Source organism: Roseateles oligotrophus (assembly GCF_025717515.1).
In the GTDB taxonomy this organism is placed as follows: Bacteria; Pseudomonadota; Gammaproteobacteria; order Burkholderiales; family Burkholderiaceae_C; genus Paucibacter_A; species Paucibacter_A oligotrophus.
This window is the reverse complement of record NZ_JAJIRN010000009.1, coordinates 310,055-331,625: the sequence shown is the minus strand read 5'-3', so window position 1 is coordinate 331,625 and position 21,571 is coordinate 310,055. Positions and strand designations below refer to the sequence as shown.

13 protein-coding genes are annotated in these 21,571 nt (G+C 64.3%); 1 reads left to right on the top strand and 12 read right to left on the bottom strand.

The window, feature by feature from the left end:
• Positions 1 to 25 precede the first annotated feature (25 nt).
• Positions 26 to 2,590, top strand: a complete 2,565-nt coding sequence (gene gyrB / locus LNV07_RS20590; protein ID WP_263573060.1) for a DNA topoisomerase (ATP-hydrolyzing) subunit B — start codon at positions 26 to 28, stop codon at positions 2,588 to 2,590.
• Positions 2,591 to 2,670: 80 nt separating this feature from the next.
• Here the strand turns inward: gyrB and LNV07_RS20585 are convergent, their stop codons facing one another.
• The 12 genes from LNV07_RS20585 to LNV07_RS20530 all read right to left on the bottom strand — a co-directional run bounded on the left by LNV07_RS20585 (position 2,671) and on the right by LNV07_RS20530 (position 21,553).
• Positions 2,671 to 3,456: a copper homeostasis protein CutC gene (locus LNV07_RS20585; protein ID WP_263573059.1), complete on the bottom strand. Its 786-nt coding sequence runs from the start codon at positions 3,454 to 3,456 to the stop codon at positions 2,671 to 2,673.
• Between the two features lie 44 nt (positions 3,457 to 3,500).
• Positions 3,501 to 4,472, bottom strand: a complete 972-nt coding sequence (locus LNV07_RS20580) for an ROK family protein (protein ID WP_263573058.1) — start codon at positions 4,470 to 4,472, stop codon at positions 3,501 to 3,503.
• Between the two features lie 23 nt (positions 4,473 to 4,495).
• On the bottom strand, positions 4,496 to 5,767 hold the full coding sequence (locus LNV07_RS20575; protein ID WP_263573057.1) for a sugar MFS transporter: 1,272 nt from the start codon (positions 5,765 to 5,767) through the stop codon (positions 4,496 to 4,498).
• Positions 5,768 to 5,822: 55 nt separating this feature from the next.
• Positions 5,823 to 8,255 carry a GH92 family glycosyl hydrolase gene (locus LNV07_RS20570; protein ID WP_263573056.1) on the bottom strand — a complete coding sequence of 811 codons (2,433 nt, stop codon included), beginning with the start codon at positions 8,253 to 8,255 and terminating at the stop codon, positions 5,823 to 5,825.
• 22 nt (positions 8,256 to 8,277) lie between these two features.
• Positions 8,278 to 9,714 (bottom strand): glycoside hydrolase family 47 protein, encoded by a 1,437-nt coding sequence (locus LNV07_RS20565; protein WP_263573055.1) that lies wholly within the window; start codon positions 9,712 to 9,714, stop codon positions 8,278 to 8,280.
• Positions 9,711 to 10,637 (bottom strand): carbohydrate kinase family protein, encoded by a 927-nt coding sequence (locus tag LNV07_RS20560; protein WP_263573054.1) that lies wholly within the window; start codon positions 10,635 to 10,637, stop codon positions 9,711 to 9,713. Before LNV07_RS20560 ends, LNV07_RS20565 begins: the two co-directional genes overlap by 4 nt.
• Positions 10,630 to 11,871, bottom strand: a complete 1,242-nt coding sequence (locus LNV07_RS20555) for an AGE family epimerase/isomerase (protein ID WP_263573053.1) — start codon at positions 11,869 to 11,871, stop codon at positions 10,630 to 10,632. The genes LNV07_RS20560 and LNV07_RS20555 overlap by 8 nt, the downstream gene beginning before the upstream one ends.
• 37 nt (positions 11,872 to 11,908) lie before the next feature.
• Positions 11,909 to 12,898, bottom strand: coding sequence for a LacI family DNA-binding transcriptional regulator (locus LNV07_RS20550; protein WP_263573052.1), 990 nt, complete (start codon positions 12,896 to 12,898; stop codon positions 11,909 to 11,911).
• A 264-nt stretch (positions 12,899 to 13,162) separates the two neighbouring features.
• Positions 13,163 to 14,944: a PNGase F N-terminal domain-containing protein gene (locus LNV07_RS20545; RefSeq protein WP_263573051.1), complete on the bottom strand. Its 1,782-nt coding sequence runs from the start codon at positions 14,942 to 14,944 to the stop codon at positions 13,163 to 13,165.
• Positions 14,941 to 17,409: a glycoside hydrolase family 31 protein gene (locus tag LNV07_RS20540; RefSeq protein ID WP_263573050.1), complete on the bottom strand. Its 2,469-nt coding sequence runs from the start codon at positions 17,407 to 17,409 to the stop codon at positions 14,941 to 14,943. Before LNV07_RS20540 ends, LNV07_RS20545 begins: the two co-directional genes overlap by 4 nt.
• On the bottom strand, positions 17,406 to 20,033 hold the full coding sequence (locus LNV07_RS20535; RefSeq protein WP_263573049.1) for a beta-mannosidase: 2,628 nt from the start codon (positions 20,031 to 20,033) through the stop codon (positions 17,406 to 17,408). The genes LNV07_RS20540 and LNV07_RS20535 overlap by 4 nt, the downstream gene beginning before the upstream one ends.
• Complete coding sequence (locus LNV07_RS20530) at positions 20,030 to 21,553, bottom strand: tryptophan halogenase family protein (protein ID WP_263573048.1); 1,524 nt, start codon at positions 21,551 to 21,553, stop codon at positions 20,030 to 20,032. The genes LNV07_RS20535 and LNV07_RS20530 overlap by 4 nt, the downstream gene beginning before the upstream one ends.
• Positions 21,554 to 21,571 lie beyond the last annotated feature (18 nt).

The window sequence follows — 21,571 nt, the reverse complement described above, 5'->3', positions numbered from 1 at the left end:
TGGCCCAAGTTAGAGAGAGTTCCAGATGACAGATGCCCAGAATCCCGAATCCAACCCGGCTGAAAATGCAAGCGCCAATGCCGAAGGCCTGACCGACAAGCAAACGGCGGCAGCCGCCTCGGGTGGCGTTTACGGCGCCGATTCGATCCAGATCCTGGAAGGCCTGGAAGCGGTGCGCAAGCGCCCGGGCATGTATATCGGTGACACCTCCGACGGCACCGGTCTGCACCACCTGGTCTTCGAAGTCGTCGACAACTCGATCGACGAATCGCTGGCCGGCCATTGCGACGACATCATCGTCACCATCCATACCGACAACTCGATCAGCGTCATCGACAACGGCCGCGGCATCCCGACCGACGTCAAGATGGACGACAAGCATGAGCCCAAGCGCAGTGCCGCCGAAATCGCCTTAACCGAGCTGCATGCCGGCGGCAAGTTCAACCAGAACAGCTACAAGGTCTCCGGCGGTCTGCACGGCGTCGGCGTTAGCTGCGTGAACGGCCTGTCCAAGACGCTGCGCCTGACGGTGCGCCGCGATGGCAAGATTCACCAACTCGATTTCAAGCAAGGCGTGCCGCAAGACCGCGTGCTGGAAATGCGTGACGGCTTTGAGGTCAGCCCGATGAAGATCGTCGGCGAGACCGACAAGCGCGGCACCGAAGTCCACTTCGTGCCCGACACCGAGATCTTCCAGACCAATAACGAGTTCCATTACGACATCCTGGCCAAGCGCCTGCGTGAGCTGAGCTTCTTGAACAACGGCGTGAAGATCCGCCTGGTCGACGAGCGCAACAACAAGGAAGACAACTTCGCCTACGCGGGCGGCGTCAAGGGCTTTGTCGAGTTCATCAACAAGGGCAAGAACACCCTGCACCCGACGATCTTCCACGCCCAAGGCGACAAGATCAGCGACCAAGGCACCAATGTCGGCGTCGAGGTCTCGATGCAGTGGAACGAGAGCTATAACGAGAACGTGCTCTGCTTCACCAACAACATCCCGCAGCGTGACGGCGGCACCCACCTGACCGGTCTGCGCGCGGCGATGACGCGGGTCTTGAACAAATACATCACCGACAACGACCTCGCCAAAAAGGCCAAGGTCGAGGTGGCCGGCGACGATATGCGCGAAGGCCTGGCCTGCGTGGTCTCGGTCAAGGTGCCCGAGCCCAAGTTCAGCTCGCAGACCAAGGACAAACTGGTGTCATCCGAGGTGCGTGCACCGGTGGAAGACATCGTCAGCCGCCTGCTGACCGACTATCTGCTCGAGAACCCGATCGACGCCAAGATCATCTGCGGCAAGATCCTGGACGCTGCCCGCGCCCGTGAAGCGGCCCGCAAAGCACGCGAGATGACTCGTCGCAAGGGTGTGCTGGACGGCCTGGGCCTGCCGGGCAAGCTGGCCGACTGCCAGGAAAAAGACCCCGCGCTGTGCGAAATCTACATCGTCGAGGGCGACTCCGCCGGCGGCTCCGCCAAGCAGGGTCGCGATCGCAAGTTCCAGGCCATCCTGCCGCTGCGCGGCAAGATTCTGAACGTCGAGAAGGCGCGTTATGAGAAGTTGCTGACCAGCAATGAAATCCTGACGCTGATCACCGCCCTGGGCACCGGCATCGGCCGCGGCGCCGGCAGCGATGACTTCAACCCCGACAAGCTGCGCTACCACCGCATCATCATCATGACCGACGCGGACGTTGACGGCGCCCACATCCGCACGCTCTTGCTGACCTTCTTCTACCGTCAAATGCCGGAGTTATGCGAACGCGGCCATATCTATATCGCCCAGCCGCCGCTCTACAAGGTCAAGGTCGGCAAGCATGAGCAGTACCTGAAGGACGCGCATGAGCTGGACGGCTTCCTGCTCAAGATCGCGATGCAGGACGCCCATCTGCACACCGGTATCGGCGATGCTGTGCTCAGCGGCGAGACGCTGGAAACCCTGGCGCGCCAATATGTCGCGGCCGAGAGCGTGATCACCCGCCTGTCCAACTGGATGGACTTTGAAGCGCTGCGCGTGCTCTCCAGTGGCCTGGCCATCAATCTCGACAACAAGGAAGCCGCCGAAGCCGCAGCCGTCGCCATGCAAGGCGCGCTGCACGAAGCCGAGGTGCACAGCGAGTACGACGAGCGCACCGACAAACTGTTGCTGCGCATCAGCCGCAAGCAGCATGGCAACACCCGTTCCAGCGTCATCAATGCCGACTTTGTGCACAGCGCCGACTACGCGGTGCTGGCCAGCGCCGGCGTGACCTTCAAGGGCCTGATCGGCGAAAACGCCGTGGTGCGCAAGGGTGAAGGCGAGAAGGCCAAGGAAAGCAAGATCCCCGACTTCCGCACGGCGATGTCCTGGCTAATGACCCAGGCCGAGAACTCCGTCGGTCGTCAGCGTTATAAAGGGCTGGGTGAAATGAACCCCAGCCAGTTGTGGGAAACGACGATGGACCCGACCGTGCGCCGCCTGCTGCGCGTGCAGATCGACGACGCCATCGAAGCCGACCGCGTGTTCACGATGCTGATGGGCGACGAAGTTGAGCCCAGGCGCGAATTCATCGAGCAAAACGCGCTGAGGGCCGGGAATATCGACGTTTGATCAGCCGCGCATAGCAGTTCCAAGCAGTTGGCAGGACTGCGGACCTAATAAATCCGCAATCGGCTCTCCGAGAGTTTGGCTCACTCTCCTTCTCGCCGGCTCACTCTATGCGTGGGCAGATGGAAGGGCGGCCTGTTCCCGTTCTGGCCATGCTCAAGGATGCACAGCTTGAGGGCCCGTACCACCATGGCCGAGGTGGCTCGACAAGACGGTCCTGCAAATCCGAACGCCAGCAATTCAGGCGCCGGCTCGAGCTCAAGGGTGCGACATGAAGCATGTACCTCCTGCACGCCCGTCGAGAACAAGAGCTCCGCCACGTTCTCGGAGTTGATGCCGCTGCCGGCCAGGATCTGGATTCGACTCCGGCTTTGCTCGACCAAAGAGGCGAGTTGGGCTGCGCCGGCAGGCGCGCTCGGCGCACCACCCGAACTGAGGATTCGGTGAAAGCCCAGGGAAATTGCTTCCTCCAACGCTGTCGTTTGGTCGCGCACAAGATCGAAGGCGCGGTGCAGCGTCAACTGGAGTCCTTCGGCGCGCCTTGCCAGCCGACCGAGCATGGCGAGGTCGAGTGAGCCTTCGCGGGTCAAGGCACCGATGGCGACACCGGCAAGGCCCAGCTCGGCGGCCAACTCGATGTCACGCAACATCACCCGCTCTTCGGCCGCGGAGTACAGGAAGCCACCGCTTCTTGGGCGAATCAGTGCGACCACGGGTACCGAATGATGGCTGGCCTCGGCCATCAACCCGGCCGAGGGCGTGAGGCCCCCTATTGCCAAGCTGCTGCACAACTCGATGCGGTCGGCGCCGCCTTGAATCGCCGCGTTCAACCCCGCGACATCATCGACACAGACTTCCAGGAGGCTCATCGGCTTGCTCGCTCGCTCGTCTATTCGGGTGAGATCAGGTGAGATCAGGCGTACGCATAGGCGGCGCCGATGAGACCGGCCCGGTCGTTCAGCAGGCTTGGAACGACCAGGGCGCGGTCGCTGTTGCGCAGAATTTGCCTGCGCACCGCCACGTCGAGTGCGCTGACGAGATCGCTGCATCGACTCAGCCCTCCGCACACCGGCACCACGCTCGCGCCGGTGACGTTGACGACGAGTGCCAGCGGGCCCGAAATGAGTTCGATATAGGCGGCAACCGTCGCAAGGGCCATGGGCTCGCCGGCCATCCAATCATCCAGAATCTGATGGCTGCTCAGATCGGTCTGACTCAAGAAGGCATGCAGCCGCTCCAGCCCGCGCGCGCCACCGACCGTGTCAGCGCAACCGCTCATGCCGCAGCCGCACCGGAATCGAGGCACTCGGACGCTGCGGCCATCGCCAGACCGGACCATCGCCTCGTTCACGATGGGGCCATGCCCCCATTCGCCGGTGAGGCCGCCCGCACCCCGGACGAGCCGCCCGTCGACGACCAGCCCACCCCCGACACCGGTGCCGAGGACGGCACAAAACACGACGCCGTGGCCGACGCCCGCCCCCACCCGAGCCTCCGCCAATGCCGCGCAATCCGCATCATTGGTGACCACCACGGGCATACCCAGCAGCGCCGCCAGCTCCTTGGCCAGCGACCGGGTGTTCAGGCAGGGAATGTTGGCCGCCACCAACTGGCCGGTCTGCGGCGATACGACGCCCGCGATGGAGATGGACAGGGCCGCCGACGGTTTCGCAAACACGCGAACTGCCCCGCTGAGCGCGGCACAGAATTGCCCCCAATCCTTCGTCGGTGTCGGCACCGTGGCGAGCAACTCGCAGTCATCGCCTGGCCTATGCCTCGCCAGGCGAATGTGAGAGCCGCCGATGTCCGCAAGCAGCACATCTCGCGGCGCAATAGTGGATCGAGCAGCGTCTGCTTCAGGCTCGAGATCTCTGGACTGCTTCATCGCCAAATATCGGGCCGCTTGGCCTAACGCGCCGCGTACATCGATGCGTATTTGGCGCCGAAATAGAAGATGAAGGTATAGCAGGCAGCCGGCAGCAGGAAGGACAGTTGCACCCCCAAAGAATCGGCCAGCGCACCTTGCGCAAAGGGCACCAAGGCCCCGCCGACGATGGCCATGCACAGGATGCCCGAGCCCTGCCCCGTGTACTTGCCCAGGCCATGCAGCGCCATGCTGAAGATGGTCGGGAACATGATGGAGTTGCACAGGCCCACAGCCAGGATGGCCCACATCGCGACGCTGCCCTGACCAAACACGGCCGCCAGCACCAACGCTATTGCCGCCAGCGAGTTGAAGGCCAGCGTCTTGCCCGGACTGACCGCGCGCATCACCACAAAGCCGATGAAGCGGCCCACCATCGCGCCGCCCCAGTAAATGCTGACATAACGCGCAGCGTCGGCGTGTGCCAAGCCGGCAATCTGCGACTCGCCGAGGAAGTTGACCAGGAAGCTGCCGATGCTGACTTCCGCGCCGACGTACAGGAAGATGCCGATGGCACCCAGCACCAGGTGCTTATGCGCCCAGGCCGAACCATGGCCCTCTCCGGCCACCGCCACATCGTCGCTGTCGGCGATCTGCGGCAGCTTGGCGGCCCAGAACAACAGGGCCAGCAGCGCCAAGGCACCGGCCAGCCCCAGGTAAGGGACGCGCACGCTTGCGACATCGGCCGTCGCACCCACGGCCGACAGGATCAACAGGCCGCCAACGGCCGGGCCGATGGTGGTGCCCAGGGAGTTGAAGGCCTGGGTCAGCGTCAAGCGGCTGGATGCCGTGCGCGCGGCCCCAAGCACCGTCACATAAGGGTTGGCCGCCACCTGCAGCACGGTGATCCCCGAGGCCAGCACGAAGAACGCGAACAGGAACAAGCCATAACCGCTGGACGAAGCGGGATAAAACAGCGCGCAGCCGACGGCCGCGATCAGCAAGCCGGCCACCGCCCCTTTTTGGTAGCCAATGCGTCGGATCAGCGCGCCGGCCGGCAGCGACACGATGAAGTAGGCGCCGAAGAAACAGAACTGCACCAACATCGCCTGCACATAGCTCAGCGTGTAGATCGCCTTCAGATGCGGGATCAGCACATCGTTCAACGAGGTGATCAAGCCCCACATGAAGAAAAGAATCGTGACGATGACGAGCGGGCTGGTGTTGCTCTGGGCAGCGCCGCCTTCCTGCTGGAGTGCGGCGGACGCCGCGTTTCTTGCCGCGCTGCTTGCGGTGCTGGGTGCCATGTTTGCCATGATGTTTGTCTCCTGATCTAGGTCTAATTGTTTGCGGGGTCGGCCATACAGCCCGTCAAGGTGTCATCCCGCCGGGTGGATGGGGCAGATCGCGGGCACGCGTGCCCCAACCCTGGATATCCGGCTGCGCCGAGAGCTTAAACGCCAAGCTGCCGGCAGACTGCAACTGTTCCCAATCCAGCCACACCTTGTTGAGGCTGCGGCCGCCCAAGCTCACCGACTTCACGAAACGGGGCTCGCCGGGCTTGGCCTCGGGCGCCTCGATGCGCAGCGTGCGGCCTGTGCCGAGGTCGATTTCGGCGACCGCGAAGCGCGGCGCGTGCAACAAGAAGCGCCCGCTGCCCGGCATGTCGGGGTACAAGCCCAGCGCACTGAACAAATACCAGGCCGACATCGTGCCGAGATCGTCGTTACCGGTGACGCCGTTGGGCGCGTTGCCGAACAGCGTCTCCGCCGCGCGCAGCACCGTCGTGGTCTTCCAGGGTTGGCCGATCAGGGTATAGACCCACGGTGCATGCAGGTCGGGCTCGTTATTCGGGTTGTAGCGGAACTGGCTGTAATAGCTGTACGGGCCCACCACCCAGGACTTGCGCACCGCCGCCGCCGGGTCGGCCAGCAAGGCCTCGTAGTCGAAGAACAAGTCCAGGCGTTGGGCGGCCAGGGGCTGTCCGCCCATGGCCGAGACGAGGCCGGGGATGTCTTGCGGCACCAGCCATTGGTACTGCCAGGCGGTGCCCTCATGGAAGCCGCGCTCGGAGCGCGGGTCATAGCCGCCATTGAGCTCGCTGAACCAGCTGCCGTCCGGGCGGCGCGGGCGCGGGAAGCCGCGCTGGCCAGTGGCCGCGTCGAGCACGCTGTCGTCCCAGACACGGCGCCAGTTCAGGCCGCGCTGGGCCAGCACTTGGGCGTCCTTGCTGTGGCCTAGGGCCTTGGCCATCAAGGCCAGCGAACCGTCGGCGAGCGAATACTCCAGTGTGGACGACGCGCCATGATGCGGGTCGACGTCCATGCCCTTGGAAAAAAAGCCGCGGTCGTACTGGACATAGCCATGGCTCAGATAGCTGGGGTTGCCGGCCCGGCCTTGCGCACGGATGCGGTGCGGCGGCACCCCGAAGGCGTTCTCGCGCAGCGCTGCGTAGGCTTCTTGCTCACGACCCTTGAGCGCACCGAAGCGCCACAAGTCAACCAAGAAGGGCGTGACCGGGTCGCCGGTCATGATGTTGGTCTCAAAATTGGCATAGCCCCAGCGTGGCAGCCAGCCGCCCTGCTCGCGGATTTTCAGCACCGAGTTGGCGATGTCGCGCGCACGCTCTGGCCGCAGCAGCGCCAGCAGCTGGTTCTGCGTGCGGTAGGTATCCCACAGCGAGAAGAACTCGTAATAGGTCCAGCCTTTGGCGCTGTGTACCGCATCGTCATAGCCGCGGTAGCGGCCATCGGCGTCGCTGCCGGTCAGCGGCTGCAGCAGCGAGTGATAAAGCGCGGTGTAGAACACGGTGCGATCGTCGGTGCTGCCGCCCTCGATGCGCACGCTGCTCAGCTCGCGCTGCCAGTCGGCCTGGGCCCGCGTGCGCATAGCGTCGAAACTCAGCGGCAAGCCGCCGGCGGCCACACCGTCGGCGCGCAGATTGACGCGCGCGCCCTCGGCATCGACATGCGAGATCGCGCTGACGGCCGTCACCGCTTGGCCGTCCTTCAGATCAAAGCTCAGCCAGGCGCCATGCGGGCGCGCCTCGCCCTGGTGGCTTGGGCCTCGGGCGCCCGGCCAAGCGCCGGCGCCGTCCCAAATACCGTGGGCGACAAAGGGCCGGTCGAAGACCATGCGGAACCAGGTCGTGTACTGGGCGCCGCCGCAGAAGCTCTTGGTGGTGATCTTGCCTTCGACGCTGCGCTCATCCAGCACGCGCAGCTCGCTGCCGACCACCGAGTGCTTCTCGTTGGCCTGGCCGAGGTTGAGCAGCAGATGACCGGTCGGCGTGCTCGCGGCGAAGGTGTAGCGCTCGGCCGCCGCGCGGGTCAGCGCGGTGGCTTCCGCCGTGATGCCGCCATAGCTGCTCAGCTTGACCTTGTAGTAACCCGCTTGGCCGACCTCGCCTTCATGCGTGAACTCGGCGGCATAGCGCTTGTGATCGAAGCTGCCGACCTTGGCGGTGTCGAAATCACCACCGGGGCCGATGCGTCCGGTGACCGGCAACACCGACAGCTGCCCGCCCTGCTCCCAGCAGCCGGCGCCCGACAAGTAGGAGTGGCCGAAGCCACGGATGCGGGTGTCGTTGTAGCGCCAACCGGCGTAATGCTCGCCGGTCGGGCTGACCTGAATCATGCCGAACGGCGCCGACGCACCGGGGAAGGTGTTGCCGTCGTCCTGCGTGCCGATGAAGGTGTTGACCGGCAGCGCAGCGGCTGCGGCTGCGGCCTGAACAGGCAGCGTGAGTGCTGCGAGCAGGCTCAGCAGCCCGACCCGGCAAGGGTGAAGGGAGTGTTTGGGCATGACGGGTGTCTCCTTGCCGCGCTCAGCGGGCCGGCGCCGGCGCCGGCAAGCGCAGCGGATGGGCTTCGGTGTTGAAGGTCACGGCATCAAAGTCCAGCGCCGACTTGGGTGAGAACAGCAGGTAGAAGTACTTGAAGGTCTCGGCGAACAGGAAGCTCTCCATCGAGTCCTCATGCGTCTTGGTCCGCACATCCTTCAGCGCCGCATAGCCCGCCTCGGTGCGGCAGTGGCGCACGAAATCCTCGAAGAACTCACGGCCCATGGCGCGGTAGCGGGTGTCGCCGGTGAGCTGGTGCAGGTAATAGGCCGACTCGACGATTTCGGGTCGCAGCGCGTACTCGGGGGACAGCACCTTCATGGTCCGGTAGTCCATCGATTCGGGCTCGATGCCGTGCAGGCGCCACATGCGCAGATTGGACTCCTGCAGCTTGCGAGCGCGCTTCATGTCTCCGCCCAGGGCCAGCAGGGCCGGCATGAAGGCGTCGAGTGCGCCGTATTGCGTCTTAGTGCGGCGGCCGGTGTTCATGTCGGCATGGCCATACCAAAAGCCGGTCTTGGTGTCCTCGCCCAGCACCTTGTTAACGCCGACGATGCTGTGGTCCCACATGGCCTTGCATTCGCTGTCGCCGAACAGGCGCCAGCATTTGTACAGGTACTCGTAGTAGGAATCGATGCCGCCGCCGATGTGTGCGTCGGTGCGCTCCCATTTGCCGGACTCGACATTGATGGCCGAGCCCACCACCCCATCCGGCGAAGCTCGGCGGTAGGTTTCCACCAGCGCGCGCTTGGCCTTCTCGAAGTAGACCGGCTGGCCGGTCAGCCGGCTCAGCATGCCGAACTCAAGCAACAGGGTGCCGGTCTCGGCCGGGTTGCTGACGGTGCCGCTCACTTTGCCAGTACGGAGATTGACATGGGTGTAGGGCAGCCCGGTTGGCGAATCGAACACCGGCAACAGGCGCCTTCCCAGGTCTTCCGCCTTGGCCAGCAGGCGGGCATCGCCGCTGAGCTGGTAGGCCGAGATCAGGCCGCCGAGCAGGCGAATGGTGATCTCGAAGTTCTGCACCGGCATGTCCTGGTCGAAGGACAGCTGGCTGGCAATCAGCTCGCGGGCTTCGGCGGACTCTTCCTTCAGACCCATCACAAGCAGGGTGCTCAGCGCGTCGACCGGCGTCATCAGCAAAGAGCTCTTGTACCAGTTATGGCCGCTCTTGCTCAGCGGCTTGAGTGCGTCATAGCCCCAGGCATATTGCTTGTAGCCGTGCCAGGCGTGGCGGGCTTCTTCTTTCACGCGCTGCGCCAGCTGAGCAGACTCGGCCTCGCTCACGGGCTTGAAGGCCGGCATGGGCGCTGCCTGGGCCTGCAGTGGCAGCGCAGTCAGCAAGGCCACACACAGGCCGCTCAGGATACGACGGGCGGGCAAGACCAGCGCTGGGCGCAAGGATGGGAAATACTGCGTCATGATGAAACCTCTTCTTGAAGGAGATTGAACAACTGGCCCATGGCCAAAGGTCGAGGTGGGGTGGCACCCGACTCCATGCAGGCTGCGGATCCGGCGGCCAAGGCCGCGTGGAGGTGGGCTTGCAGTGGGCGATCGGGGTGGCGGCTGAGGCTGTAGAGCAGGCCGGCCGCGCTGGCGTCGCCGGCGCCGACCGTATCCACCACGTCCACCACCGGCGCACGCGCATCGCAACGCTGCTCGCCGCTGAACAAGCTGGCACCCTGCCCGCCGCAGGTCAGCAGGCACAGGGCCTGCGGGTTGAGCGCGCGCAAGCGGCCAAGCGCCGCCTCCGGTTCGAGGCCGGGGAAGAGGCCGCGCAGGTCGTCGTCGGACACCTTGATCAGATCGGCCAGCGCCGCCATGCGATGGAGTGTCGGCGTGTAGCGCTCGTCCATCAAGTTGCGGTAATTGGGGTCATAGCTGATGGCAACGCCTTGGGCCTTCAGGCGCTCGGCCATGGCCACCAAACGCGAGGCAAGTGGCTCGCGCGCCAGGCTAATGCCGCCAAAATGGGCCCAGCGCAGCGCGCCCGCCCAACCGTCGGGCAGAGCCTGCTCGTCGAAGTGCAGGTCGGCGCTGTCGTCACCGACGAAGAAATAGCGCGGCGGCTCGCCCTGCTCGACGATCGCCAGCAGCGGCGAACGGTCGATGCGCTGCAGCAGGCGCAGGTCCAAGCCGACGGCTTCGCTGGCGGCCCAGAGCTCGTCGCCGAAGCGGTCGCGGCTGATCGCTCCGGCGAAGGCGGTGCGCTCGCCCAAAGCGGCCAGCGCGCGCGCGACGTTCCAGACCGAGCCGCCGACCCTGGCGACCCATTGTTCCTGGCCTTGATGAATCAGGTCGGTCAGCGCCTCGCCGGCGCACAGCATCAGCGGCGCGTCATCCATGGCGCTCGTCTCCATCCAGCACGGCCACGATGTCGTAGCAGGCACCCATGGTGTGATAGTCGACCTTGCCGGCGGGGCTCTTCTCGTCGCTGAGCTTGCGGTTTTGCCCATCCAGGATGCGGTACCAGGCGCCCTGCTCGTGGTCGACAAAATGGGCCCAACTGTATTCCCACAGGCGCTGGTACCAATCCCAGTAAAAGGCATCGCCGGTGCGCTGCGCAAGCATGGCCGCGGCGGCCGTGCTCTCGGCCTGCACCCAGAAATATTTGTCCGCATCGCAGACAGTAAGGTCGGGTGCGATCGAATAGCACAGGCCGCCATGCTCGCCGTCCCAGCCTTTTTCCACCGCGACCCGGAACAGCCGCTCGGCCGTCGGCAGCGCCCAGCTCAAGTCCTTGCCGAGAAGGCCAGCGCGTGCGTCCAGTTGCAGCAGCAACTTGGCCCATTCGGTGAAATGGCCGGGCTGGTAGCCCCAGGGGCGGAACAGGTTGGCCGGGTCATTGATGTTGAATTGCCAGTCCGGCTGCCAGTCAGTGTCGTAATGCTCCCAGATCAGGCCGCCGCAGCGCTCGGCCTGGCGCTGGGTGATGTTGAAAGCCAGGGTGTAGGCGCGCTCCAGATAGCGCGCCTCGCCGGTGGCCTGGTGCGCCGCCAGCAGCGCCTCGCAGGCATGCATATTGGCATTTTGCCCACGGTAGCTCGAGCGCACGCGCCAGTCCTGGCTGGCCTCGTCGGCATAGAGGCCGGCCTGAGCATCCCAGAAGCTTTGCTCCATCAGCTCGAAAGTCTCGGCGATCCATGGGCGGGCCTCTTCAAGACCGGCCATCAGCGCATGCGCATAGGCCAGCAGCACGAAGGCTTGGCCGTAGGCATGCTGCGTGCCGTCAACGATTTCGCACCCGCCGCCGGCTTGATCACCACGCCGGATCAGCAGCCAGCTGTAGCCGCCATGAACCGGGTCGCGGTGGGTCTCCCGCAGGAAGCGCAGCGCATGCTTGAGGCCGTCCAGATAGCTCGGGTCATTGAAAGTCCGGTAAGCCATCGCATAGGTGAACACGAAGCGCGTGCTGCTGACCAGATGCCGATGCTGCGCGTCGTAGACGCTGCCGTCGTCCTTGAAGTAGTGGTACATGCCGCCGCGCGGATCGATGCAGCGCGGGTGGTAAAAGCTCATGCTGTGCTGCGCGTGGGCGAGCAGCACCGCCCGAGAGCGAAAGTCGGGGAAATTTGACATGGTGAAGTAGTGGGTTATGTGCGCGCCGTTGGCCGGCCTATTCGTCGCAACTGCTTTCGCGCACGATCATTTCGACCGGGAGGGTCATCTCGGTGGGGGGCTCATCGGGCCTGATGCGCAGCAACAGCTCGACGCCGGCGGCGCCCAGCGCCTCCTTGTCCACGCGCACCGTGCTCAGCGGCGGGACGGCGACGGCGGCGCTGCTGATATCGTCGAAGCCGACGATCATGATGTCGTAGGGGATCTTCAAACCCTCGCTCAGGCAGGTTTTCATGGCCACCAAGGCGGTGCTGTCGTTGTAGCAAAACACGGCGTCGGGCGGCTTGGGGCTGTCGAGCAGGCTGCGCATGGCGAGGACAACCCCTTCGTCGCCCTCACCCATGGTCGGGATGATGAGTTCGAGATCGGGGTCGGCATGGACCCTGGCCTCGAACAGCGCACGGCGAAAACCGCGGTTGCGCTGCTGGATGCTGTAATGCGCCGGCGAGCCGGACAACATTGCGATGCGGCGTTTACCGCTGCGCAGCAGATGGCGCGTGGCGAGGAAACCGCCCAACGCATTGTCCGGATTGATCGACGAAAAACCGCGCCGGTGCATATCCACCAGCACCATCGGCTTGCCCGTCAGCATCAGCGTGCTGAGCACCTCCGGTTCGAAAAATCCGGCGCAAAGAATCGCGTCGGGCTGGTGCACCCGGACCTGCTCCAGCACCGGCTCCGTGGGACCGACGACGATGAAGGACAGCGCAATGCCCTCGCGCCGGCAGGCCTCTTCGGCGCCATGCAGCACCGGGGAGAAGAAGGGGCTGGAGGCCAGCGTGTTGTGCTGGCTATGCAGCAAGAAGGCGATGCGCCGGATGCGCCCCTTCTTCAGTTGCGAGACGTCGTAGCCCAGCCGCGCAGCCGCCTCGCGCACCTTGTTGCGCGTCACCTCGGTCATGCCGGCCTGATTCTTCAGCGCACGCGACACCGTACCTATCGACAGGCCAGTGGCCTCCGCGATATCGCGGATGGTGACCTGGCTCACGCCCGCTTCCCCGGGCGGATTGGCCGGCCTTGCAGCGGGCCAAGCGGCGAAATTAGGTGCATCATGATTCTCCGGTAGTCGGTTTATTAAACGTTTTATCCTGCGTTTACAGGCATTGATCGAGGCCAGAAATTTCCGAGTTCTTCTAGGTGATGTTTATATCTTTCACCTTTTAAGGCGTCAATAAAAGTCATCAAATTGGGCCATTTTTAGCGCCGTTTAGTAAACAAACGTAAGCTATGGTCTCGCCCCCGAGACCGCGCTTCAGTCGCCTTGCAAGAGGCCCGAAACATTCCAGGCACTGAAGCTCTCACCCTCCTTCGCACCCTGCGCAATCCTGACCGCTATGCGATGTCGCCCCGCCTTCAAATCGCCCAAATCAATGTAGATCGGATTTGTAGCGGTCCCCGGGCACCAATTGGAACGACTCAGATCGGAGGAAGAAAGCCCGTCGTTGAAATTGCCTGAAGCCGGGTTGAACAGGCGGAAAGCACCACAGTCCTGCCGCCAGGGCACGAAGGAAAAGACCGGTTTGCCGTCCAGCACGATGGTGTTTTTCTTGGGCAGAAATTCATCGCCATTGGCCCAGCCACCATGGCCGGTCGTGATGTAGCGCAGGCGGGCGTTCTTGAGCGGGCGGTCCAGGCTGAACTTCACTTCCAGGCCCTTGGCCACATCGAACATGGTGGCGTAGTCCTGATTCGCCATCTCCATCACATTGGTGGTGTTGAACAAGGGCATCAGCAGCTGCCGCGAACCACTTCTCTCCTTGGCGTTCTCCTGTGGCTTGGAGAACATCGCCGCCGCCGAATCATTGGGATGGACGGTGATGTTCATGTCGAGCTTGTGGCCGCCCTGGTCGTAGTTGCCGATAAAGACGCCCACAGCCACCTTCTGCCCCGAGAGGCGAACGGCCAGATCGGTGATGTCCATGCGGTAGGGCACGGCCTCGTGCCAGGTCTTGCCCTTGAGTTGGAGGTGGTTGTAATGCTTGACGCCAAAGGGCGTGAAGAAGCGCATCAGCTCGATCAGCGGTGCGTAATCCTCGCTGGCGACCACGCCGCGGTAGGTCTTGCCATTGCCATTCTGGTAGGCCGGCAAGGCTGAAACGCCTTGCTGCAGGCCGTCGAGAAAGCTGCGTTTCTTATCGCTCTTTGACCCCAGCGGAATCACGAACACCGAACCGGTGCGGTCGTAGGCATCGCCGTTGGAGCGGGCCAGCAGATCGACAAAGACCTGGCTGCCGGACTGGACCTCGGGCAGCTGCACCGTCTTCAGCGCGACAGTGCCGTTGGCATAACGGGTCACGCCCTCGCGAGGCTCGCTGTCCTGCGCGGAGAAGTTGACGATCTGGTCCTGGAAGACCGGGATGGTGATGAAGCGGCTTTTCCAGAGACGGTCTTTGTAGCTGAGGCCGTCGAGCAGCTGGACAGCGGCTGCTTCTTGCGCTTCGGCCAGCTTGCCGCCGCCCTGCGCCAGGGCTTGGAGATCCAGACCCTTGAAGGGTTCGATCTGGGTGGCGCGGATCACAAAATTGCCATTGCGCACCAACTCCAGCACCAGGCCTAGCTGATGGCCCAGCACGGTGGGCGCGCCCGCAGCGGGCAGCTCGTTCGTGTACCAAAGCTCGATGGTGTTGGAGTTGACCATGGTCTTGGCTTTTTTGCAGCGGTAGCCGAGGATGGTTTTGGTCTCGCCCTCGCTGAGCTCGAACAACTGCTTGGCCAGCGACTCGCGGTCCAGCGCGGCAATCGTCTCCTCGCCGTTCAGCCGTGCGACTTGAAGCAGTTCGCTAATGCCCGGCTTGATCAGCGTCTGCTCGAAGGGAAACGCGGCCTTGCCGCCGTGAACCGCCTCCGAGCTGATCAGCGCCTCGGACTTGGCGGCAAACAGCAAAACGGCATCCTCACCCTCGACCGGCTTGCCGTTGTAAGTGCGCTGGAAACGCAGTTTCCAACCCTCGGTGGGCTCGGCCAGAGCCAGGGACGGCGCCGTAACAGCGCAGAGGCTGATCATTGCGACGGCGAAAAACGTTTTTGTCATCATGGTGAAACTCCTGCAGGGACGAGGCTCGCCGGACGCTGCTGACCAAGCGCCGGCCGGACCTGCTTGACCCCCTCATCCGGCAGCGCGACGCGCAGCCTGCGCGCCGGTGCCGATTCAAGGCCGAGGAACTCGACCGCCGCAACGCGCTGGAAGCCCGCGTTAGGTGGAATGTCCAGCCGCAGTCCCTGAGCGTCTTGCATCATGCGTAGCGTGCGCGAGGCGCCCTGGCGATAGCCGTAGCCCTCGCCCGCGTCCTGGAACATATCGCTGCTGCCGGCAGCGCCCCAGGCGACATTGAGCGTCAGCGCTGACTGCAGCATCTCGCCGGTGTGCTGCACCGGCGCCTGTGTGGGCACGGTCGCCCCCACGCGGACGAACAGCGGCAGCCGCTCCAGCGGCGCGGGGATGGTGGCGAAGCTGCCGCCTTCATGGCGTTGGCCGCTGTCCCAATCCAGCCAGGCATCGCCCTTGGGGAAGTAGACGAGCCGCTCGCTGCGGCCTTCGTGCAGCACCGGCGCCACCAACAGGTCGGCGCCCAGCAGGAATTGATCGTCGACGAGGCTGGCCTGCGTGTCGCCGGGGTAGGCGAACCAGAGCGGGCGCATGGGCGGCAGACCGGTGCGCTCGCTCGCTTCGAACAGGCTGTAGAGGTAGGGCAGCAGCCGGTAGCGCAACTCGATGATCTGGCGGTTGATGCGCTCATGCTCGGGGCCGAAGGCCCAGGGCTCGCGCGGTGCCGAGACATCACTGGAGTGGGTACGTAGGTAAGGCGTTAGAGCAGCGGCTTGCAGCCAACGCGTGTACAGCTCGGCGCTCGGGCTGCCCATGAAGCCGCCAACATCGGCGCCAACGAAGGGCACGCCCGACACCGACAGATTGGTCAACATCGGGATGGTCAGGGCCAGGTGCGTCCAGGTCGCCGAGTTGTCGCCGGTCCAGACGGCGGCGTAGCGTTGCACGCCTGCAAAGCCGGCGCGCGTCAGCAGCATCGGGCGTTTCTGGGGGCGCAGCCGGCGCAGCCCCTCGAAGCTGGCGCGAGCCATCTGCATGCCGTAGACATTGTGATAGCGGGCATGGCTACCTGGGCGGCCATCGCCGGCGTGCTGGGCGTCGAGCGCAAAGCTCTTCTGCGGGCCGAGGCTGATCTCGGGCTTGGCAAAGCCGTCGGGGGCGAACACGCCGGGCTCGTTCATATCGTTCCAGAAGCCATCGACCCCCAGATCCAGCGGCGCCTCATAAAGGCGGCCAAACCAGTCGCGGGCGGCGGCCGACGTGAAGTCAGGGAAGGCGCAGACGCCTGGCCAAACTTTGGCATTCAGCTCACTCCCGTCGGCATTGCGCATATAGACGCCCGCCGCGCGGCCACTGCGATAGATGGCATAGCCCTCGTCCTTCTTTATGCCAGGATCCACGATGGTGACGGCACGAAAACCCTGTTGGTGCAGCGTGATCAATAGCTCGCCCGGCTGCGGGAAGGTTTGCGGGTTCCAGGTGAAGACGCGGAAGCCATCCATGTGGTCGATGTCGAGGTAAAGCACATCGGCCGGGATGCGGCGCTGGCGGAATTCACGGGCGACGCCCAGCACCTCGTCCTGCGTCTTGTACGACCAGCGCGACTGCTGGTAGCCCAGCGCCCAGAGCGGCGGCAAGGCTCCCCGGCCAGTAAGTGCCGTGTAGTCACTCAGCACGCGCGCCGGGCTGCGCTCGGGCCCGCCGGTGAACACAAAATAGTCCAACTCGCCGCCAGCGGAACCGAAGCGGTAGCGCTGCGGATCGGTCTTGCCCATGTCGAACCAGCTGCGCCAGCTGTTGTTGAAGAACAGGCCGTGGCCGCGCCCCTCGTGCAGCGCGATGAAGAAGGGGATGGCCTGGTAGGACGGGTCGTGGCCGGGCGCGTAGTCGGGCACATCCGAGTTCCACATCACCAGTTGCTGCTGATGGCGCGACAGCGGCAAGGCTTTCTCACCGAAGCCGTAGTAAAGCTCGTAGTCGTCGCGCAGCTTGGCGGTCTCGAAGGAGCCCTCCTCGACATCGAAGGTGGTGGGGCGCGCCGGGTCGTCGGCGCTGACGAGTCGGCCGGCAGCATCAAAGATTTGGATCACCAGCTCGGGGGTCTTGCGGATCACCACGCGCGTGCCGCTTGCGGAGCGCAACTCCAGCGTGGCGCCGTTGAGCGTCGCCATTACGGCCTTGGCCCGCGATGGCGCCTGCGCCATTGCATAAGAGTTATCGGCCTCGAAACGCGCCTTGGGGCTGATGCGCACCCGCACGACGTCGGGCGTAACGAAGCTGATGCGCGCAAGCGCACCGCTGCTCAGGCGCAGGTCATAGCCCTCGTTGGACTTGATCGCCTGCACGACAGCGCCGACGCTGCGCAGCGCGGCTGCAGCAGGCAAGCTGGCCAGCAAGAACAGGAGGCCGATGCAGCAGACGGCGGAGCGATACGGGGGCTTGAAGAACTTCATCGAATTTGGCTATTGATCGAGCGCAGGCGCAGGGACTTGCGCAACATTGCGAGGCTGGCCTTGGACGCCAGCCGCAGGCTGACATGCTCGCCCGGTAGCAGGGTCAGGGCGTTGTCGGACAGCTCGGCATCGATGTCCCCGAAATCGACCCACAGAGCGCGGGCGAGCCCTGCCGCATGGAGCTCGAGCATGTAGCCCTGGCCATCGCGGCGCAGCTGCGCATGCAAGCCCGGATCGGGCCAGAGCATCTCTTTCGCGGTCTTGAAATAGACCACGCCGCGCGACGCCGGTTCGCCGTCCACCCGCAAGTCGAACACCGCGACGGTAGTCGCCGGATCGGCTTGCCCGATCAAGTCGGCATCGGCGTAATCGGCCAGGCTCAATGCCGACAGCGGTGCGAGTTCAACCGGCCGGCGCTCCTCGCGCAGCAGCTTGCCGTCGAGCGCCATCACCCGCAGGCGCAGCTCGCCGCGCAGCGCCTGCGTGCGGTCGTTGAGCAGACTGAGCTGGGTCTGGCCGGCGGCGCCCCGCGTGGCGGCGACCGCGACCGGCGCATAGAAGCGCCGTGCATGGAATTGCAGCGCCTTCCAGCGCCCGAACCAGTCGATGCTGGACCAGGACGCGCCCGGCCACACATCATTGAACTGCCAGTACAAGGAGCCCATCGTGAACGGCCGACTGGCACGGTGATGCAGCGCGGCCAGCTGAATACCCTCGGCCTGCATGACCTGGCTCAGGTAGACAAAGTCGGCGAAATCCTTGGGCTGCCCGAACTCATCATTGATGTATTTCAGCAGTCGCTCATTACCCTTGCCGGCGAGGAATTTCTGATGCGCCTCTATCACCGGGCTGGCCATGCTCTGCTCGCGGCGCTTGGCGAAGGCGTCCACCGTGCGCTGCACCGGCCAAGCCTGCAGGCCATATTCGGACATGAAGCGCGGCGTGATTTCCAGATACTTCGTCACCGGATGGGCCGGGTTGCCCCACACCTCCCAGTAATGCATATCGCCGCTGGCGGGGGTGTTGGCGAGCTCGGCCAGATCGTCACCGGGCGAGCTGGCCCAGTAGGCGATGCCGCCGCCCTCTTCCGCCACGAGCCGGCGCAGCTCGACGCCGAACATCTGCACATAGCCCTGCCAGACCTTGTCGGCAAAGGCCGGATCGGCGGCCTTCATCGCCTGGCCCGGACCCCAATATTTCCAGGCCACTTCTTCCTCGTTATTGCCACACCAAAGTCCCAGGCTGGGGTGATTGCGCAGGCGCCGCACTTGCTCGCGCGCCTCGGCGAGCACGTTGGCACGGAAGGCCTCGTCGTAAGCCGGCTGCATGCCGCCGCCGAACATGAAGTCTTGCCAGACCAGCAGGCCAAACTCATCGGCTAGGTCGAAGAAATCGGCGCTCTCGTAATAGCCGCCGCCCCAACTGCGCAGCATATTCATATTGGCATCGCGCGCCGACTGCAGCACGCGCCGCAATTGCGCTTTGCTGACCCGCGGCTGGAACATATCGAAGGGAATGGTGTTTGCGCCCTTGGCAAAGACCGGGATGCCGTTGACGACGAAATGGAAGCTGCGACCCTTGTCGTCGGGCTCGCGACGCAACTCGATGCTGCGCAGGCCAGTCCTTGTACCGGCCTTGGCGATGGTCGTCTTGCCATCGCTGACTTCAAGCTCGTAGCGATACAGCGGTTGTGCGCCGTAGCCGTTCGGAAACCAGCGCTCAGGACGATCAATATGCAGCGGCAGCTCGATTCGGTTGTCTCCGGCATGCAGCTCGGCGCGACGCTGCGCCGCCAGCGAACGCCGGCCGTCCGGCGCGGTCTGCCACAGGCGCAGTTCGAACGAAGCATCCCGAACCGCCTCGACCGACGCCAGCGCAAGGAGCTCGGCGCGCGCTGCGTCGACATGGTCCTGGCGCAACTGCAAGTCGGCGATTCGCAGCGCATCCCAACTCTGCAACACGACCGGCTTCCAGATGCCGGCAGTGACATAACGCGGGCCCCAGTCCCAACCGTAGTGGTAGCCGGGCTTGCGCACGAAATTGCCGGTCATCGCGTCCGGCGGCTCGTCGCCATAGGGCGAGGGGTAGTTGCCGGCCAGTTTCAGCGGCATCGCCTGCACCTGCGACAGCAGCTTGGTGATGGGTGAGCGCAACACAATCCGCAACTCGTTGCCGGTGGCGCGCAACTGGCCCTGCACCGGCACACGCCAGCTGCGGAAGGCATTGTTCGCTGCCAGCAGCGGGGCGCCATTGAGAGTGACTTCGGCGAAGGTGTCTAGGCCTTCGAACCGCAGCTCGCTGCGGGCCTGATCCAGCGCCGCGCGCGGCACATCGAAGCGCGTGCGGTACTCCCAATCGGCCAAGCCTATCCATTGCTGGCTGGCTTCGGGCGCGCCGACATAGGGGTCGGGAATCAGCTTGGCCGCAAACAGATCGGTATGCACCGTGCCAGGCACCTTGGCCGCATGCCAAGTTGTCGCTTGCGGGTGCGCGGCGGCTGCGGCACTGCCGGGCAGCAGGCGAAAGCTCCAGCCCTTATCGATCAAAAACTCGCCCGGCAGCGCAGCCATTGCCGACGCTGCGAACGCAGCCAGGACGAGCCCGACAAACATTCTCGCGCTCATGGCTTGGGCGCCTTCCAATGCTTGTCTATCCAATCCTGGTGCGCCGGCATTGCCATAACTGCATTCGCCAGCGTGCTGCGCGTGCCCTCGACGAATTCGAGTAATCTGTCCTCCGGCATGTTGTCCACGATAGGGTGGTAGCTTTGCGGCACGATGCCTTGGCCCAGCATCACCTGCACCCAACTCGGCAACGCGAAGAAGTCTTCACCGTTGCGGAGGTAGCGGCCATCACAGCGGAACAGCTCCATCGTCTCGCGCAGACTGTCCGGGATGGACATGGTGCGGCAGTAGTTCCAGAACGGCGAGTCCTCGCGTTCGGTCGCGTGATAGTGCAGGATCAAAAAATCTCGGATCCGCTCATATTCGAAGGCAGTTTCGCGGTTGAAACGCTCGGCCAGCAAGGGATTGAAATCGGCATCGGGGAACAGGCTCAGCAGCCGGCCGATACCCGACTGGACCAGATAGATGCTGGTCGACTCCAGCGGCTCCAGAAAGCCACTGGCCAGCCCCAGGGCGACCACATTCTTGTTCCAGCCCTGCTTGCGCATGCCGGTGGTGAAGCTCAAGCAGCGAGGCTCGGCCAACGCCTTGCCGTCCAGATTTGCCATCAGCGTCGCGGCGGCTTCGTCGTCGCCGATGTACTGGCTCGAATACACATAGCCGTTACCGGTGCGATGCTGCAGCGGAATGCGCCATTGCCAGCCCGCCGCGCGTGCGGTGGAGCGCGTGTAGGGATTGATGGGCGCCACGCTTTCACAAGGAACCGCCAGCGCTCGGTCGCAGGGCAGCCAATGCGACCAATCGACATAGCCGGTTTTCAGCGTCTGCTCGATCAGCAGGCCCCGAAAGCCCGAGCAATCGATGAACAAATCGCCTTCGATGACTTCACCATTGGCCAGTCGCAAGGATTCGACAAAGCCGTCTGCGGCGCGCTGCGTCACAGCGACGACTCTGCCTTCGGTGCGCCGCACGCCTCGGCGCTCCGCCAGCTCCCGCAGGAAGCGTGCGTACAGGCTGGCGTCGAAATGGTAGGCATAGGCAATGTCGGCCAAGGGCGAATTCGCTGCTGCGCCGCTGTCGCCTGGAATGAACTTGGACAAGGGCGCCATCACCGTCTGTAGCGAATAGTCCCCCAATGGGGCCGCGCGGCCGGACTGCCGCAGCTTCAGCCAGAACTGATGAAAAGGCAGCGGCCCGAGCGAGCGCCCGATGACGCCGAAGCCGTGGATATAGCTGTCGCCGATGCGCGACCAATCCTGAAAATGGATGCCGAGCTTGACGGTGCCCTGCGTCCGCTTGACGAACTCGGCTTCATCAATGCCGAGCATTTGGTTGAACATCCGGATATGCGGCACGCTGGCCTCGCCGACGCCGACGATGCCGATTTCCTCGGACTCGATCAGGCGCACCGAGGCCTGCTTGCCAAGATAGGTGCTCAGCGCCGCCGCCGCCATCCAGCCGGCACTGCCGCCACCGACGACGACCACGCGCCGAATTCGCTTGCTGTCTGTGTCGCTCATCGCTGGTGATCAATCGTT

Excerpts from the sequence above, each read along its gene's own strand:
- gyrB (WP_263573060.1), top strand. The coding sequence starts at position 26 with ATGACAGATGCCCAGAATCCCGAATCCAACCCGGCTGAAAATGCAAGC.
- LNV07_RS20585 (WP_263573059.1), bottom strand. The coding sequence starts at position 3,456 with ATGAGCCTCCTGGAAGTCTGTGTCGATGATGTCGCGGGGTTGAACGCG.
- LNV07_RS20580 (WP_263573058.1), bottom strand. The coding sequence starts at position 4,472 with ATGAAGCAGTCCAGAGATCTCGAGCCTGAAGCAGACGCTGCTCGATCC.
- LNV07_RS20575 (WP_263573057.1), bottom strand. The coding sequence starts at position 5,767 with ATGGCAAACATGGCACCCAGCACCGCAAGCAGCGCGGCAAGAAACGCG.
- LNV07_RS20570 (WP_263573056.1), bottom strand. The coding sequence starts at position 8,255 with ATGCCCAAACACTCCCTTCACCCTTGCCGGGTCGGGCTGCTGAGCCTG.
- LNV07_RS20565 (WP_263573055.1), bottom strand. The coding sequence starts at position 9,714 with ATGACGCAGTATTTCCCATCCTTGCGCCCAGCGCTGGTCTTGCCCGCC.
- LNV07_RS20560 (WP_263573054.1), bottom strand. The coding sequence starts at position 10,637 with ATGGATGACGCGCCGCTGATGCTGTGCGCCGGCGAGGCGCTGACCGAC.
- LNV07_RS20555 (WP_263573053.1), bottom strand. The coding sequence starts at position 11,871 with ATGTCAAATTTCCCCGACTTTCGCTCTCGGGCGGTGCTGCTCGCCCAC.
- LNV07_RS20545 (WP_263573051.1), bottom strand. The coding sequence starts at position 14,944 with ATGATGACAAAAACGTTTTTCGCCGTCGCAATGATCAGCCTCTGCGCT.
- LNV07_RS20540 (WP_263573050.1), bottom strand. The coding sequence starts at position 17,409 with ATGAAGTTCTTCAAGCCCCCGTATCGCTCCGCCGTCTGCTGCATCGGC.
- LNV07_RS20535 (WP_263573049.1), bottom strand. The coding sequence starts at position 20,033 with ATGAGCGCGAGAATGTTTGTCGGGCTCGTCCTGGCTGCGTTCGCAGCG.
- LNV07_RS20530 (WP_263573048.1), bottom strand. The coding sequence starts at position 21,553 with ATGAGCGACACAGACAGCAAGCGAATTCGGCGCGTGGTCGTCGTCGGT.